This is a genomic window from Stenotrophomonas maltophilia group sp. LNF247, assembly GCF_054083135.1.
This window is the reverse complement of the sequence record NZ_JBSRQL010000025.1, coordinates 16,052-31,503: the sequence shown is the minus strand read 5'-3', so window position 1 is coordinate 31,503 and position 15,452 is coordinate 16,052. Positions and strand designations below refer to the sequence as shown.

General features: G+C 67.4%; 10 protein-coding genes and 1 pseudogene. 5 read left to right on the top strand and 6 right to left on the bottom strand.

Annotated features, from left to right (window positions below; translation table 11 throughout):
- A pseudogene (locus ACTXG9_RS18370) lies at positions 1–675 on the bottom strand (helix-turn-helix domain-containing protein); the annotation flags it as partial.
- A 164-nt stretch (positions 676–839) separates the two neighbouring features.
- Positions 840–1,808, bottom strand: a complete 969-nt coding sequence (locus tag ACTXG9_RS18365) for a LysR family transcriptional regulator (protein WP_019661881.1) — start codon at positions 1,806–1,808, stop codon at positions 840–842.
- A 110-nt stretch (positions 1,809–1,918) separates the two neighbouring features.
- Here ACTXG9_RS18365 and aceB point away from each other — a divergent pair, with 110 nt between their 5' ends.
- The 4 genes from aceB to ACTXG9_RS18345 all read left to right on the top strand — a co-directional run bounded on the left by aceB (position 1,919) and on the right by ACTXG9_RS18345 (position 8,872).
- On the top strand, positions 1,919–3,541 hold the full coding sequence (gene aceB / locus ACTXG9_RS18360) for a malate synthase A (RefSeq protein WP_111099317.1): 1,623 nt from the start codon (positions 1,919–1,921) through the stop codon (positions 3,539–3,541).
- A 64-nt stretch (positions 3,542–3,605) separates the two neighbouring features.
- On the top strand, positions 3,606–4,907 hold the full coding sequence (aceA, locus tag ACTXG9_RS18355) for an isocitrate lyase (RefSeq protein ID WP_019661879.1): 1,302 nt from the start codon (positions 3,606–3,608) through the stop codon (positions 4,905–4,907).
- Between the two features lie 418 nt (positions 4,908–5,325).
- A complete protein-coding gene (locus tag ACTXG9_RS18350) occupies positions 5,326–6,366 on the top strand; it encodes a GGDEF domain-containing protein (RefSeq protein ID WP_019661878.1) in 1,041 nt (346 codons plus the stop codon).
- 13 nt (positions 6,367–6,379) lie between these two features.
- Entirely contained in the window at positions 6,380–8,872 is a 2,493-nt protein-coding gene (locus ACTXG9_RS18345; RefSeq protein ID WP_111099315.1) for a putative peptide modification system cyclase, read from the top strand.
- Between the two features lie 7 nt (positions 8,873–8,879).
- Here the strand turns inward: ACTXG9_RS18345 and ACTXG9_RS18340 are convergent, their stop codons facing one another.
- On the bottom strand, positions 8,880–9,176 hold the full coding sequence (locus tag ACTXG9_RS18340) for an NHLP-related RiPP peptide (protein ID WP_021203747.1): 297 nt from the start codon (positions 9,174–9,176) through the stop codon (positions 8,880–8,882).
- A 138-nt stretch (positions 9,177–9,314) separates the two neighbouring features.
- Here ACTXG9_RS18340 and ACTXG9_RS18335 point away from each other — a divergent pair, with 138 nt between their 5' ends.
- Positions 9,315–10,481: a putative peptide maturation dehydrogenase gene (locus ACTXG9_RS18335; protein ID WP_329859184.1), complete on the top strand. Its 1,167-nt coding sequence runs from the start codon at positions 9,315–9,317 to the stop codon at positions 10,479–10,481.
- 19 nt (positions 10,482–10,500) lie between these two features.
- Here the strand turns inward: ACTXG9_RS18335 and ACTXG9_RS18330 are convergent, their stop codons facing one another.
- The 3 genes from ACTXG9_RS18330 to ACTXG9_RS18320 are packed head-to-tail and all read right to left on the bottom strand — an operon-like array spanning position 10,501 to position 15,309.
- Entirely contained in the window at positions 10,501–12,516 is a 2,016-nt protein-coding gene (locus ACTXG9_RS18330; RefSeq protein ID WP_425605142.1) for an acetyl/propionyl/methylcrotonyl-CoA carboxylase subunit alpha, read from the bottom strand.
- Between the two features lie 8 nt (positions 12,517–12,524).
- The gene (locus tag ACTXG9_RS18325) at positions 12,525–14,135 is read right to left on the bottom strand and encodes a carboxyl transferase domain-containing protein (RefSeq protein WP_021203750.1); all 1,611 of its coding nucleotides are present in this window, start codon (positions 14,133–14,135) and stop codon (positions 12,525–12,527) included.
- A 10-nt stretch (positions 14,136–14,145) separates the two neighbouring features.
- Positions 14,146–15,309 (bottom strand): isovaleryl-CoA dehydrogenase, encoded by a 1,164-nt coding sequence (locus ACTXG9_RS18320; protein WP_014035590.1) that lies wholly within the window; start codon positions 15,307–15,309, stop codon positions 14,146–14,148.
- Positions 15,310–15,452 lie beyond the last annotated feature (143 nt).

Genomic DNA, 15,452 nt, shown 5'->3' with positions numbered 1-15,452 from the left:
AGCGCCCTTGGCTTTGATCGTAGATTGCACGGATGCGCTCGCACAGGGCTGCCTCGTCCTGATCCGGATGGGCCAGGACATGGTTCTGGTAATAGAACGTACTGCGTGACAGCTCCGCCGCTTCGAGCAGAAGCGACAGCGTATGAACCTGCCTCAATCCTTGGATGGCTTGCGCTTTGCGTCTTGCGCCGCCTGCTCTTCCCGGATCAAGGCATCGAGTTTTTTTAGGTAGTCGGTCTCCGCACGCAGATAGGCGACTTCCTTGAGCAGCTCATCGCGGCTCATTTCCTCAGGTGGCTTGGACGAACGGGTCTTTTTCATCGGCTTTCGGGGCAGCGGCGGAGGCGGTGCCAACGCTTGGGCACCGCCTTGAGCATACAGGCGCCGCCATCGCCCCACCGCGCCGGCATCACCGATCTGGAAGTAGGTGGTGGCCTCCCGCCCGGACATACCGTCCTGGCTCATTTTTTCCAGGACAGCCAACTTGAACGGGAGGTCATAGAACCGGGCCTGGCGATGAAATCCGCGCCAACCATGCAGCCGATAGGTCGCCACCCAGCGCCTGACCGTGGAGGCCTCCAGGCTGTGGCGACGAGCAACGGCTTTGACTGATGTGGAGGTCTTGCAGGCCTCTTTGGCGACCTGCAGTTTGAAACGAGCGTCGTATCTGTGCATGTATTCCTCGGGGTTGGATCTGGCGTCCAACTCCCGGGGGTCACTTCATGGACGGGTTTACAGCGTCCCCCGCAACCGGACTCACCCCGCCATCCCACGGATAGCCGGCTTTTGCTGTTGCTTCGGCTTCGGCGGGTGCAGGGCGCAGCCCTGCCGAACACCCCTCACCGCTCCGAATGCCCGCTCTGGTCGTAATCGCGCGGACTGAACAACTCCGGCTGGATCAGCTCGATGAACGCCCGCGCCTGCGCCGACAGTGCCTTGCCGCGGCGCACGATCACCCCGTAACTGCGCTCGGGGAACCAGCGCTTCATCGACCGCGCCGCCAGCCGCTCGCGGTCGGCTTCGTGCAGGCACAGCGCCGGCACGATGGAAATGCCCATGCCCATCGCCACGTACTGCTTGATCACTTCCCATCCACCCACTTCCAGCGCCACGGTGTAGGCAATGCGGTGGCGCTGGAATACCTGGTCGACCAGGCGGTAGGTGATCTGCCGCTTCGGCGGCAGTACCAGCGGATAGCGCGCGATGTCGGCCAGCTCCAGCTCGCCGCCGCTGGCCAGCGGATGGTCGTGCGGCGCGATCAGCACCTGTTCGAAGCGGTAGGCCGGGGCGTAGGTCAGGTCGGCCGGTACATCGGTCATCGAACCGATGGCCAGGTCGGCGGCATCCTCGCGCAGCAGGTCGGTGCCGTCAGCGCTGATCGCGTTGTGCAGGGTCAGGCGCACATCCGGATGGTGCAGGCGGAAGCGTTCGACGATCTTCGGCAGCAGGTACAGGATGGTCGAGCTGTTGGCGGCGATGTTCAGCTCGCCCGCGTCCAGGCCGCGCACCTTGTCGCGGAAGCGCGCCTCCAGCCCGTCCAGGCTCTCCACCAGCGGCTGCGCCATCTCGTACAGCAGTTGGCCCTCGCGGCTGGGCACCAGGCGCCGCCCGCTGCGTTCGAACAATGGCACCCCCAGCTCCCGTTCCAGGGCCTGCAACTGCAGGCTGATCGCCGGCTGGCTGACGAAAAGTGCCTCAGCCGCCCGTGAGACCGAACCCAGGCGCACCGTCTGGCAGAACGCACGCAACGGCTTGAGCCGGTCGGATTTGTAGGAAAAACGCGGACTTGGCGGGGTGCGTGTGCTCATCGTGTCACGAGTATTAGCACAACTTATGTAGAACATTGCAAAAACTGTTTTGCCAAATACTCAGGCCCGGCGGCACCGTGGAGCCGTTCCCCCACCGCTGGAGTCGCCTCATGTCCGCCGTCGCTTCCGCTGTTCCCACCCCCGCCGCGAAGGCTACCCCCGGCGTCGCCCTGGCGACCCGCGTGGCCGGCCAGGACACTCTGCTGCCGGCGCCGCTGCTGGCCCTGCTGGTGTCGCTGCACCGTGCGGTGGAACCGGGCCGGCAGGCGAGGCTGCAGGCCCGCCGTGAACGCCAGGCATTCTTCGACCAGGGCGGCCTGCCGGACTTCCGCGAGGACACCGCCGCCATCCGCAGCGGCGACTGGCGCGTGGCCCCGCTGCCGGCCGCGTTGCAGGACCGCCGCGTCGAGATTACCGGCCCGACCGACCCGAAGATGGTCATCAACGCGCTGAACTCCGGCGCCAAGGTGTTCATGGCCGACTTCGAGGATTCGACCTCGCCGACCTGGCGCAACCTGCTGGCCGGCCAGCAGTCGCTGGCGGCGGCGGTGCGCGGCGATCTGGAATACACCGCCCCCAATGGCAAGCACTACACGCTGCGCCCGTACGACGAGCAGGCGGTGCTGATCGTGCGCCCGCGGGGCTGGCACCTGGATGAAAAGCACGTGCGCATCGACGGCCAGTTCCTTGCCGGTGGCCTGTTCGACGCGGCGGTGTTCGCCTTCCACAACGCCCGCACCCTGCAGGCGAAGGATCGTGGCCCGTACTTTTACCTGCCCAAGCTGCAGAGCATGGAAGAGGCGGCGCTGTGGGAGACCGCGCTCTCGCATATCGAGGGCATGCTCGGCCTGCCGCACGGCCAGATCAAGGTGACCGTGCTGATCGAAACGCTGCCGGCGGTGTTCGAGATGGACGAGATCCTGCACGCGCTGCGTGATCGCATCGTCGGCCTGAACTGCGGGCGCTGGGACTACATCTTCTCGTACCTGAAGACCTTCCGCCGCCACGCCGACCGCGTGCTGCCCGAGCGCGGCCAGGTGACCATGACCCAGCCGTTCCTGAAGGCCTATTCGGAACTGCTGATCCAGACCTGCCACCGCCGCGGTGCGCATGCGATGGGTGGCATGGCCGCGCAGATCCCGATCAACAACGATGCCGCCGCCAACGAACAGGCGATGGCCCGGGTGCGCGCCGACAAGCTGCGCGAAGTCACCGCCGGCCATGACGGCACCTGGGTTGCGCACCCGGCGCTGATTCCGGTGGCGATGGCGATCTTCGACGAACACATGCCCGGTGCGAACCAGCACAGCGTGCTGCGCCAGGATGTGCGCGTCGGCCGCGACGAACTGATCGCACGGCCGCCGGGCACCGTCACCCGCGCCGGCTTCGAGGGCAACGTGGAAGTCTGCGTGCGCTATCTGGCGGCGTGGCTGGATGGAAACGGCTGCGTGCCGATCCATCACCTGATGGAGGACGCGGCCACCGCCGAGATCAGCCGCAGCCAGCTGTGGCAGTGGCTGCATACGCCGGGCCAGCAGCTGGACGATGGCACTGCGATCGATCTGGCGCTGCTGGATTCCACCCTCTCGCAGCTGCCGGCACGGCTGGGCGATACCGCCGTACTGCCCGGTGGTGCGCGCATCGGCGAGGCCATCGCCCTGCTCGGCGAACTGAGCCGCAGTGACGAACTGACCGATTTCCTGACCCTGCCGGCCTACGCGCGCATCGATTGACCGACTGCCGGCCCTCCTGCCGTTTCACTCCCCGCTGCACGCACGAACCGAACTGGAGAAAGACATGAGCAAGCTGCCCACTGCCGAACAGATCCAGCACGACTGGGACACCAACCCGCGCTGGGAAGGCATCCAGCGCAACTACAGCGCCGCCGACGTGGTGCGCCTGCGCGGCACCGTCCACATCGAGCATTCGCTGGCCCGCCTGGGTGCAGAGAAGCTGTGGGCGTCGCTGCATGAGCGCGAGTTCGTCAACGCGCTGGGTGCATTGACCGGCAACCAGGCCATGCAGCAGGTCAAGGCGGGCCTGAAGGCGATCTACCTGTCCGGTTGGCAGGTGGCGGCCGACGCCAACCTGGCTGGGCAGATGTATCCGGACCAGTCGCTGTACCCGGCCGATTCGGTGCCGGCGGTGGTCAAGCGCATCAACAACACCCTGCTGCGTGCCGATCAGCTGCATCATGCCGAAGGCAAGGACGACATCGACTTCCTGCAGCCGATCGTGGCCGATGCCGAGGCCGGTTTTGGCGGCGTGCTCAACGCCTTCGAACTGATGAAGGCGATGATCGAGGCCGGTGCGGCCGGCGTGCACTTCGAAGACCAGCTGGCCTCGGTGAAGAAGTGCGGGCACATGGGCGGCAAGGTGCTGGTGCCGACCCGCGAGGCCATCGAGAAGCTCAACGCCGCGCGCCTGGCTGCCGACGTGCTGGGCGTACCGACCCTGCTGGTGGCGCGCACCGATGCCGAAGCGGCTGATCTGTTGACCAGCGACATCGACGGCAACGACAAGCCGTTCACCACCGGCGAGCGCACCGTGGAAGGCTTCTACAAGACCCGCAATGGCCTGGACCAGGCGATCAGCCGCGGCCTGGCCTACGCGCCCTATGCCGATCTGGTGTGGTGCGAGACCGGCAAGCCGGACCTGGAGTTCGCCCGCAAGTTCGCCGAGGCGATCCACGCGAAGTTCCCGGGCAAGCTGCTGGCCTACAACTGCTCGCCCAGCTTCAACTGGAAGAAGAACCTGGACGACGCCACCATTGCCAAGTTCCAGCGCGAACTGGGTAGCTACGGCTACAAGTTCCAGTTCATCACCCTGGCCGGTTTCCACGCGCTGAACTACGGCATGTTCAACCTGGCCCACGGCTATGCACGCCGCCAGATGAGCGCCTTCGTGGAGCTGCAGGAAGCCGAGTTCGAAGCGGCCGAGCGCGGTTTCACGGCGGTCAAGCACCAGCGTGAAGTCGGTACCGGCTACTTTGATGCGGTGACCCAGGCGATCCAGCAGGGGCAGTCGTCGACCACCGCGCTGACCGGCTCCACTGAGGAAGAGCAGTTCCATGGCGGGCGCAGCGAACGCGCGGCGTGATGCGGTAGTGCCGGCCGCTGGCCGGCAACCCATCGGTGTTTCCGAAGCCCATGCAGTTGCCGGCCAGCGGCCGGCACTACCGGGCACCGGGTGATCAGGGTGGCCAGGGAAGGGCCAGACAACGCCGGCCGGTCGGGGGACCTGCCGGCGTTGTTGTATCGGTGCAAAGGCGCGGCGGCCGGCAGGCAGCGTCAATCAGGCGCACCCCCTTGGCCGCAACTTGGCCGAAATCCTGTGAAACCCGGCATCGGATTGATCCAGCAGGGGTTTTGCCCGGACATGGGTGACCAGAACGGGCCACCACCGATCTTCACATCACACAAGAGCGCCCTGAGGCTCAAAATGAGATAGGGCGCACACTTTAAAGCGGTGCTATGCTCCGCGGCTCACCAGGGGACGCTGGCGGCGGGTGCAGGGAATGACCGGCAGGGGTGCGGCCGAGAACAGTGATATGACGACAGGTATCGCCCGGGTGGCGATGGCCGAGATCGTGCATGCGCTGTTGTCGGACGCCGAGGTGGCATTGTTTGCCAGATTCGCCCGCCCATGCAAGCTTCATGCCGGACAGTGGCTGTTCCAGCGGGGCCACCGCGGCGAGCGCATGTATGTGATCCTCGACGGCCAGATCGAACTGGACTTCGGCGAGGACCTGGTGATCAAGACACTCGGGCAGTATGAGTTCTTCGGCGAACTGGGCCTGCTGGTTGGCGACCACCTGCGCAGCGCCAGCGCGCGCGCGCTGGTCGATTGCGATGTCCTGGAGCTGGGGCCGGCCGATTTCCACCGCTTGGTCGAATCCGATCCCGGGCTGGTGGCCTACTTCCTGCGTCGCACGATCATGCGCGTGCTGACCAACGAACAGGCCCTGATCAGCCAGCTGCGGCGCCGCAACCACGATCTGGAAACCGCGCTGGACAACCTGTACATCACCACTCATCAGCTGACCCATACCCGCGAGCTGGTGCGCACCGATGAACTGACCGGGCTGCACAACCGCCGTGGCCTCACGTTGTACCTGCAGGAGTGCCGCGAGCGTGCCGAGGGGCTGCCGCAGGCGTTGCTGCTGATCGATTGTGACCGCTTCAAGCAGATCAACGACCGCCACGGCCACCAGGCCGGCGACCGCGTGCTGCAGAGCATGGGCAACATCCTGCGCTCGATGGCCGGCGAGCATGACCTGGCCTGCCGCCTTGGCGGTGATGAGTTCTGCCTCATCCTGCGCCGCGGCAACCACGAGATCGTGCAGCACGCGGCCGAGTTCATCCTCAGTGCGGTGCATGGCCTGCTCGAACGCAGCCCCGGTACGCCGCATGTCAGCCTGGTCAGCATCGGTGCGTGCCTGCTGGCGCCGGAGGCAGGCTGGAGCGAGTGGTACGCGCGCGCGGATCGCGCGCTGTACCAGGCCAAGCGCGATGGCGGCAACTGCCTGCGTTGGGCGAATGATCCGGACGGCCAATAGGGGGAGGCAGGCGATGGACGGCGACAACGGAACGTCAGCCCCGCATAGCCCACAGCTACGCGCCCTGCTGTTCACCGATCTGTGTGATTCGCTGCAACTGGTCGAGCGGATCGGCGATGTGGCGGCCGCCAGCCTGTTCCAGGAACACGACCGCCTGGTGCTGGTCCTGCAGCAGCGCTGGAACGGCCAGCTGATCGATCGCTCCGACGGCCTGTTCATGCTGTTCGAGCGGGCCATCGATGCTTTGGGCTTCGCCCTGGACTACCAGCGCGAACTGCACGCGCTGGGCCAGCAGCGGGCGATCGAACTGCGCGCGCGTGCCGGCCTGCATGTGGGTGACGTGCTGACCTGGGAGAACAGTGCCGAGGCGGTCCGGGCCGGCGCCAAGTCGATGGAAGTGGAAGGCCTGGCCAAGCCGATGGCAGCGCGCCTGATGACGCTGGCCCGCCCTGGCCAGATCCTGTTGTCGGCGGTGGCCGAATCGCTGACCCGTCGCGCCACCGGCGCGCTGGGGGAACGGGGTGCGCGCCTGCTGTGGAAGTCGCACGGCCGTTGGCGCTTCAAGGGAATGCCGGTGGTGCAGGAAGTGATCGAAGTGGGTGAGATCGGTTCAGCGCCGTTGCGCATGCCACGCGCCACTGCCAAGGCACGCCGTGACCTGCCGCTGTGGCGGCAGCCGCTGGTGCTGGCCGCCGAGGGCCTGGTGCTGACGGTGGCCGTGCTGGGCGGCTGGTTGCTGCTGCGGTCGGAACCGGCGATCGCGTTCGCCGAGCGGGACTGGGTGGTGCTTGGCGATGTCGACAACCTCACCGGCGACCCGATTTTCGACGACTCGATGCGGCACGCGATCCGGATCGCGCTGGAGCAGTCGCGCTACGTGAACGTGCTGTCGGAGGGCAAGATCCGCGAAAGCCTGGAAATGGCGCGGCTCTCGGGCGATACCCGGCTCAGCCGCGATACCGCGGCCAACGTGGCGGTGCGGGAGGGCGCGCGCGCCGTGCTGCTGCCGACGGTGCGGCAGAAGATCGGTGGCTACGAGCTGGCCATTGATGTCGCCGCACCCGGCACCGGCCAGGTGATCCAGACGTTCACCGCCACCACGGATCGATCCGACCAGATGGTATTCGCGGTGGACGACGTGGTCGGGCGCCTGCGTCGCGGACTGGGCGAATCGGTGGCGAGCCTGGAACAGTCGTTGCCGCTGCCGCGGGCATCGACCCAGGACCTTCGCGCACTGCGAGCGTTCGCGCTGGCCGAGAATGCACTGGGCCAGCGTCGCTTCGAGGAGGCTCGCAACCTCTATCAGGCTGCAATCGATATTGATCCCGGTTTCGCCCTGGCCTACATGGGCGTGGCCAAACTGCATGCGCGCGTCGATGAAGGGCGGCGCGCACGCGAAGCCATGCAGCACGCGCTGGACCTGCAGGATCGGTTGCCGCCACGCGAGCGCCTGTACCTGAAGGCCTGGATGGCCGAACTGGAGCCTGGTGGCTGGGCGCTGGAGCACTGGCGCACGCTGGCCAAGGTCTACCCGGATTCGTTCGCCGGGCTGTCCAACACGTCCTGGTACCTGCTGCAGGCCAACCAGTTCAGCGAGGCCGAACCCTACGCGCGTGCGGCTGCGGTGCCGCAGGATCCGCTGCGCCTGTATCCGCTGATCCACCTGGTGCGGATACAGATCGCCGCCAACCAACCGCAGCTTGCGGCCGAGACACTGGCCCAGGCACAGGTCCTGCGCGGTCGTGATGATGCCGATGAGACCGGTGTGGACGTGCTGGTCGCGCAGGGTAAGTACGCCAAGGCCGCCCAACTGCTGCCGCAGATCCGTGCCAACGATGCCCTGCAGCAGCGCATGAAGCTGCGTGCGCAGCTGCTGCTGGCGGCCACGCAGCGCGATTGCGCGGCCATGCAGCAGGCGGTACGCGACGACGCGTCGGCGCCGGCGCTGGTCGACTTCCAGGTGCAGCAGCGGCTGCAGCACGCCAGCGTGGCAGCTCTGTGCCCGAGCGCGGACCGCGCCGAGTTGCAGGCCATCGCCGCGTTGCTGCATCCGTTGCTGGAGCAGCGCGATGATCCCATGCTGCATGCCCGCGGCCTGCAATGGCTGGCTCTGGTCCATCTGGCCCAGCGACAGGGCCAGTTCGAGCTGGCCAAACGCTGGCTGGACGAGCAGCGGCCGCTGCTGCGCAGCCTGCGCAGTCCGGTCGCCGATCGCTGGCTGCGCATTGTCAGCGCCGTGGATGAACTGCAGATGCAGCGGCCCGAAGCTGCCCGCGCCCTGATCGAGCCAATGCTCGATGGCAGCGAGCCGGTGCAGGCACACGTCGTGCTGCTGCTCGCGCTGCGCGCACAGGGCAATGAAGCTGCCGTACGCCGCGAGCAGGCCTGGCTGTCCCAGCATCGCGGCCAGGCCATTGCCGAGGTCACCGCCATGCAGGTCTGGCAACCACTGAATGTGCACGACGTGTCCACGTGGGCATCGCCGGCCGCGGCCGGCGCGCCCTGATGACGGGTCAGCCGTCGATGCGCTCGCCGACCTTGCCCGCTTCGAAGCAGAACACCACGGTCATCGCCGCCACCGACCCGGACAGGTGGGCCTGCAGGCTGTCACGCACCTGGCTCAGCTCCTCGACCGAAGCCAGGGTGCCGATCTTCATGCAGTCGCTTTCGCCGACCGCACCGTCCAGCCCGATCGAGGCCAGGGCCTTGGCCGGCGAAGCGGTGAAGTGGCTGCGGAAGTCGTCGTTGCCGATCAGGTGGTCCAGCAGGGTGCTGGCGTCTGCGGCGGAAAGGCGGGGATGGGTGCTCATGGGGATCGTCCGTAGGCTGAAGTTCTCGTATCGGCCGCGACAGCCTGCCATTGAGGGCCGCGCTGCGTACGTCGCTAAAGTTGGCCGCGCTGCGGTCGTTGCTGCTATGCCGGTTGTGCGGCAGAAGGAAGGAATCCCATGCGCCTGCGCCGCTGCGCCAGCCTGATGTTCGAGCCCCGCGAGGCGATCACCCTCGACCTGCGCGCGATGCTGGCCGGCCACGCCGAGATGGACAGCCAGATCAGCTGGGTGGCCCTGGCCGCCCATCTGGACCAGCCGCTGCCGGTGGACGCCGAGGAGCGCCAGCTGCTGGGCGAGCTCAGCGCGCACCGCTGGAGCGAACCGCCGGCCGGCACCTCTCCGGCGATGCTGGCGCGCCTGGTCGAGCAGGGGCTGGTGCTGACCGACCCGCCGGATGAGGTCGGGCACCAGATGCGTGATGAGGCATTGCGACGCAGCCAGTGGTGGCCGTTGGCCGCACTGGCCCATCGCCATGCGCGCTGGCAGGCGGTGGACAGCGTGGAGGACATGCGTCGCCAGGGGCTGGATACCGCTGCCGGCCTGCGCCAGCGGCTGGGGCCGCCACCACCGGTGGTGCAGGCCCTGCAGGGCGACTACCAGCCGTTGCCGCGCAGCGAAGAGGCGGCGTTCGACGCGCTGCTGGCGCAGCGCACGACCTGCCGCAATTTCGACCCGCAGCGCGCGCTGCCATTGCCGCTGCTGGCCCAGGTGCTGCAGCGCACGCTGATGGCCCACGCGGTGCAGAAGGTCGAGCGTGATACCGAGTTCCTGAAGAAGAACGTGCCCTCCGGTGGCGGCCTGCATCCCACCGAGGGCTTCCTGCTGGTACAGAACGTGGAAGGGCTGGTACCGGGGCTGTACCACTACCACCCCGTGCAGCACGCGGTACTGCCGCTGCCCTCGCCGCCGCCCGATGCGTTGCCCGCGCTGGCACGGCGGATGCTGTCCGGTCAGGAGTGGTTCGCCGATGCTCCGGCGCTGCTGGTGCTGGCACCGCGGTACGACCGCTGCTTCTGGAAGTACCGCAACCACGCCAAGGCGTATCGTGCGGTGACGCTGGATGTCGGCCACATCTCGCAGCTGCTGTACCTGTGCGCGACCGAGCGTGGCCTGGCGGCGTTCGTCACCGCAGCCATCAACGATGCCGATGTCGATCGTGCCTTCGGTTTCGACGGCATCGGGCAGAGCGCGATGGCCATCTGCGGCCTGGGCTGGCGCAGTGCCACGCTGGACACGGCCGAATTCGATCCTGCTGGCCGGGTGGTGGTGGGCGACGACCGCTGAGCGGTCGCCGCCGCGGCGTTCACGCCGCCTCGAAGTCCACCAGTACTGCACCGTCACCCACCTGGTCGCCGGCCTTGGCGCGGTAACCCTTCACCGTGCCGTCCGCCGGTGCCTGCAGCGTGTGCTCCATCTTCATCGCTTCCAGCACCACCAGCGGCGTACCGCGCTTGACCTCGGTACCGGCGGCGACCAGCGTCGCAACGATCTTGCCCGGCATCGGCGCCAGCAGGCTGCCGGCGTCGGCCACGGCGTGGTCCGATTCACCCACCGGATCGTGCAGGGTGAAACGGTGCTGGCCGTCGGCGCCGAACAGGTACAGCTGGTCACCGTCGCGCAGCAGCTGCAACGACCAGCGGCGCTCGCCCAGGTGCACCGTCAGGCCCTGCATATTGGCCGTGCCGATCACCTGCACCGGCGCCGCATCGTCGCACTGCACGCGCCAGCCATCGGCCTGCGCCCACACCTTCAGCGTGTGCCGGCGCTCTCCCTGCTGCAGCGGCAATACGCGCGGCGCGGACGCGCCAAGGCGCCAGCCGTCCTGCGCCTGCCACGGCGAATGCGGGTCGCGCGCATCGCTGCCGGCACCGGCAGTGCTTGCAACAGCGGCCACGGCGGCCAGCTGCCACAGGGCATCATCCGTATCGCCCGCTGCACTCAATGCCGCCTGTTCGCGTTCGATCAGCGCGGTATCCAGCTTGGCGTGCGCGAACGAATCGGTGTTCACCAGGCGGCGCAGGAAACCGGCATTGGTGGTCACGCCCACCACCTGACAGTCGGCCAGTGCCTGGCTCATGCGGCGCAGTGCAGCGTCGCGGTCCACATCCCAGACGATCAGCTTGGCGATCATCGGATCGTAGTACGGGGTGATGCTGTCGCCTTCCTCGACGCCGGTATCCACGCGCACATGGGCCGACGGCGCCGGCAGGCGCAGGCGGCGCAGGGTGCCGGTGGACGGCAGGAAGCCTCGATCGGCATCCTCGGCATACAGCCGCGCTTCGATCGCGTGGCCGTGGATGGCCAGCTGCTCCTGGCGCAGCGGCAGCGGCAAGCCCGAGGCCACGCGCAGCTGCCATTCCACCAGGTCGGTGCCGGTGATGTATTCGGTCACCGGGTGCTCGACCTGAAGGCGGGTGTTCATTTCCATGAAGTAGAAATCGCCGTCCGGGCCGGCGATGAACTCCACCGTGCCGGCACCGACGTAGCCCACCGCGCGCGCGGCATCGACCGCCGCCTGGCCCATCGCGGTGCGGCGCTCGGCGCTCATGCCCGGGGCCGGCGCTTCTTCCAGCACCTTCTGGTGGCGGCGCTGCACCGAGCAGTCGCGCTCGAACAGGTACACCGCGTCACCGTGGCTGTCGCCGAACACCTGGATCTCGATATGGCGCGGGCGCTCGACGTACTTCTCGACCAGCACGTGGTCATTGCCGAACGCCGAGGCCGCCTCGCGCTGGCAGCTGGCCAGCGCATCGACGAAGTCCTCGCTGCGCTCGACCTTGCGCATGCCCTTGCCACCGCCACCGGCGCTGGCCTTGATCAGCACCGGGTAACCGATGGCGTCGGCCTGTTCGCGCAGGAAGGACGGTTCCTGCTGGTCGCCGTGGTAGCCCGGAGTCAGCGGCACGCCGGCTTTCGCCATCAATGCCTTGGCCGCGCTCTTGTCGCCCATCGCGCGGATGGCGCTGGCCGGCGGCCCGATGAAGGTGATGCCGGCGGCGGCGCAGGCATCGGCGAAGTCGGCATTCTCGGACAGGAAGCCGTAACCGGGGTGGATCGCCTGCGCGCCGGTCAGGCGTGCGGCGTCGAGCAGGGCATCGCCGCGCAGGTAACTTTCACGTGCAGCGGCCGGACCGATGTGGATGGCTTCGTCGGCCAGGCGCACGTGGCGCGCGTTGCGGTCGGCATCGGAATATACCGCCACGGTGGCGATGCCGAGGCGGCGGCAGGTGGCGATGACGCGGCAGGCGATTTCGCCGCGATTGGCGATCAGGACTTTGGTGAACATGGCAACGGGCTTCATGGGAGCGTGCTCGGTCATGGCACGGGTTACATGCGGAACACGCCGAAGCGCGTCTGCTGCGGGGCGGCGTTGAGGCTGGCCGACAGCGCCAGGGCCAGTACCCGGCGGGTGTCGGCCGGATCGATCACGCCGTCGTCCCACAGGCGCGCGCTGGCGTAGTACGGGTGGCCCTGCTGCTCGAACTGCTCGCGGATCGGTGCCTTGAACGCGTCTTCCTCCGCCGCCGGCCACTGGCCGCCCTTGGCCTCGATGCCATCGCGCTTGACCGTGGCCAGCACGCTGGCGGCCTGCTCGCCGCCCATCACGCCGATGCGCGCGTTCGGCCACATCCACAGGAAGTTGGGCGAGTACGCACGGCCGCACATGCCGTAGTTGCCGGCACCGAACGAGCCGCCGATGACCACGGTGAACTTGGGAACCTTGGCGCAGGCCACCGCCAATACCAGCTTGGCGCCGTCCTTGGCGATGCCGCCCTGTTCGTACTTGCGGCCGACCATGAAGCCAGTGATGTTCTGCAGGAACACCAGCGGGATGTTGCGCTGGGTGCACAGCTCGATGAAGTGCGCGCCCTTCAGTGCCGACTCGGAGAACAGGATGCCGTTGTTGGCGATGATGCCGATCGGGTAGCCGTTCAGATGCGCGAAGCCGGTAACCAGTGTTGCGCCATAGCGCGGCTTGAACTCGTCAAAGCGCGAGCCATCGACCAGGCGTGCGATCACTTCGCGTACGTCGTAGGGCTTGCGCGTATCGGCGGGAATCACCCCATACAGTTCATGCGCCGGCAGCAGTGGTTCCTCGGAAGGCTGTACCGCCATCGCCGGTTCCGGCTTGCGCCAGTTCAGCTGGGCGATGATTGCGCGCACCCGTGCCAGCGCCTGCAGATCGTTGTCGGCCATGTGGTCGGCCACGCCGGAGATGCGCGTGTGCACGTCGGCACCGCCCAGTTCCTCGGCCGTCACCACTTCACCGGTGGCCGCCTTCACCAGCGGCGGGCCGCCGAGGAAGATCGTGCCCTGCTCGCGCACGATCACCGTCTCGTCGCTCATCGCCGGCACATACGCACCACCGGCGGTGCAGCTGCCCATCACGCAGGCGATCTGCGGAATGCCCTGCGCCGACAGGTTGGCCTGGTTGTAGAAGATCCGGCCGAAATGATCGCGGTCGGGGAAGACTTCGTCCTGCAGTGGCAGGAACGCGCCACCGGAATCGACCAGGTAGATGCACGGCAGGTGGTTCTGTTCGGCGATCTCCTGCGCGCGCAGGTGCTTCTTCACCGTCATCGGGTAGTAGGTGCCGCCCTTGACCGTGGCATCGTTGGCCACGATCACGCATTCCACGCCGCTCACGCGGCCGATGCCGGCCACTACGCCAGCGGCCGGCACGGCGTCTTCGTACATGCCGTGCGCGGCCAGCGGCGCGATTTCCAGGAAGGCGCTGCCGGGGTCGAGCAGGGCGTCGATGCGGTCACGCACCAGCAGCTTGCCGCGCGCGGTGTGCTTGGCGCGTGCGGCTTCGCTGCCACCCAGCGCGGTGCGCGCGAGGGTGGCATGCAGGTCGTCGACCACGGCCTGCATCGCCGCGCGGTTGCTTTCAAACGTTTCGCTGCCCGGTTGCAGCTGGCTGTTCAGGACGGTCATCGCGTTGGCCTTACAGGGTGCGCTGGAACAGTTCGCGGCCGATCAACATGCGGCGGATCTCCGAAGTGCCGGCGCCGATTTCATACAGCTTGGCGTCGCGCCACAAGCGGCCGGTCGGGTATTCGTTGATGTAGCCGTTGCCGCCGAGGATCTGGATCGCCTGGCCGGTCAGCCAGGTGGCCTTCTCGGCGGCGTACAGGATGGCACCGGCGGCGTCCTGGCGGGTGGTGCGGCCCTGGTCGCAGGCGCGTGCCACGGCATAGACATACGCGCGGCAGGCACCCAGGCCCACGTACATGTCGGCGATCTTGGCCTGGATCAGCTGGAAGCTGCCGATCGGCTCGCCGAACTGGTGGCGCTCGTGCACGTACGGCATCACCACGTCCATGGCCGCGGCCATCAGGCCCAGCGGGCCACCGGACAGCACCACGCGCTCGTAGTCCAGGCCGGACATCAGCACGCGCACGCCACCGCCAACCTGGCCCAGCACGTTCTCTTCGGGAATCTCGCAGTCCTGGAACACCAGCTCGCAGGTGGGCGAAGAACGCATGCCCAGCTTGTCCAGCTTCTGCGCGGTGGAAAAGCCCTTCATGCCCTTCTCGACCAGGAACGCGGTGATGCCCTTGGCGCCGGCCTCCATGTCGGTCTTGGCATAGACCACCAGCACGTCAGCATCCGGGCCGTTGGTGATCCACATCTTGTTGCCGTTGAGCACGTAGCGGTCGCCGCGCTTGTCGGCGCGCAGCTTCATCGACACCACGTCCGAACCGGCCCCCGGCTCGCTCATCGCCAGCGCACCGACCAGGCTGCCATTGCAGAGGCCGGGCAGGAAGCGCTGCTTCTGTTCTTCGTTGCCGTTCTTGCGCAGCTGGTTCACGCACAGGTTGGAGTGCGCGCCATAGGACAGGCCGATGCCACCGGAAGCGCGCGAGATTTCTTCCATCGCCACCACGTGGGCCAGGTAGCCCATGCCGGTACCACCGTATGCTTCTTCCACGGTGAGGCCGAGCAGGCCCTGTTCGCCCAGCTTCGGCCACAGAGCCAGCGGGAACTGGTTGCTGGCATCGGCCTCGGCGGCCAGCGGCGCGACCTCGGCGGCGGCAAAATGGGCCACGCTCTGGCGCAGCAGGTCGATGTCTTCGCCAAGGTCGAAGTTCAGGGATGGCACGTGCATTGTGGTGGCTCCACGACGGGATGGCAGGAAATGGACGCACCCGGCGGGGGAGCGGGCGGCGGTCTGCAGGACCGCTGCCCGCACGGGCGATTGGACCCCAGCGTAGCGGGGTTCGGATAAGAAGTGAATACAAATTCAAAAAT

Excerpts from the sequence above, each read along its gene's own strand:
- ACTXG9_RS18330 (WP_425605142.1), bottom strand. The coding sequence starts at position 12,516 with ATGACCGAGCACGCTCCCATGAAGCCCGTTGCCATGTTCACCAAAGTC.
- ACTXG9_RS18350 (WP_019661878.1), top strand. The coding sequence starts at position 5,326 with ATGACCGGCAGGGGTGCGGCCGAGAACAGTGATATGACGACAGGTATC.
- ACTXG9_RS18345 (WP_111099315.1), top strand. The coding sequence starts at position 6,380 with ATGGACGGCGACAACGGAACGTCAGCCCCGCATAGCCCACAGCTACGC.
- ACTXG9_RS18335 (WP_329859184.1), top strand. The coding sequence starts at position 9,315 with ATGCGCCTGCGCCGCTGCGCCAGCCTGATGTTCGAGCCCCGCGAGGCG.
- ACTXG9_RS18320 (WP_014035590.1), bottom strand. The coding sequence starts at position 15,309 with ATGCACGTGCCATCCCTGAACTTCGACCTTGGCGAAGACATCGACCTG.
- aceA (WP_019661879.1), top strand. The coding sequence starts at position 3,606 with ATGAGCAAGCTGCCCACTGCCGAACAGATCCAGCACGACTGGGACACC.
- ACTXG9_RS18325 (WP_021203750.1), bottom strand. The coding sequence starts at position 14,135 with ATGACCGTCCTGAACAGCCAGCTGCAACCGGGCAGCGAAACGTTTGAA.
- ACTXG9_RS18340 (WP_021203747.1), bottom strand. The coding sequence starts at position 9,176 with ATGAGCACCCATCCCCGCCTTTCCGCCGCAGACGCCAGCACCCTGCTG.
- ACTXG9_RS18365 (WP_019661881.1), bottom strand. The coding sequence starts at position 1,808 with ATGAGCACACGCACCCCGCCAAGTCCGCGTTTTTCCTACAAATCCGAC.
- aceB (WP_111099317.1), top strand. The coding sequence starts at position 1,919 with ATGTCCGCCGTCGCTTCCGCTGTTCCCACCCCCGCCGCGAAGGCTACC.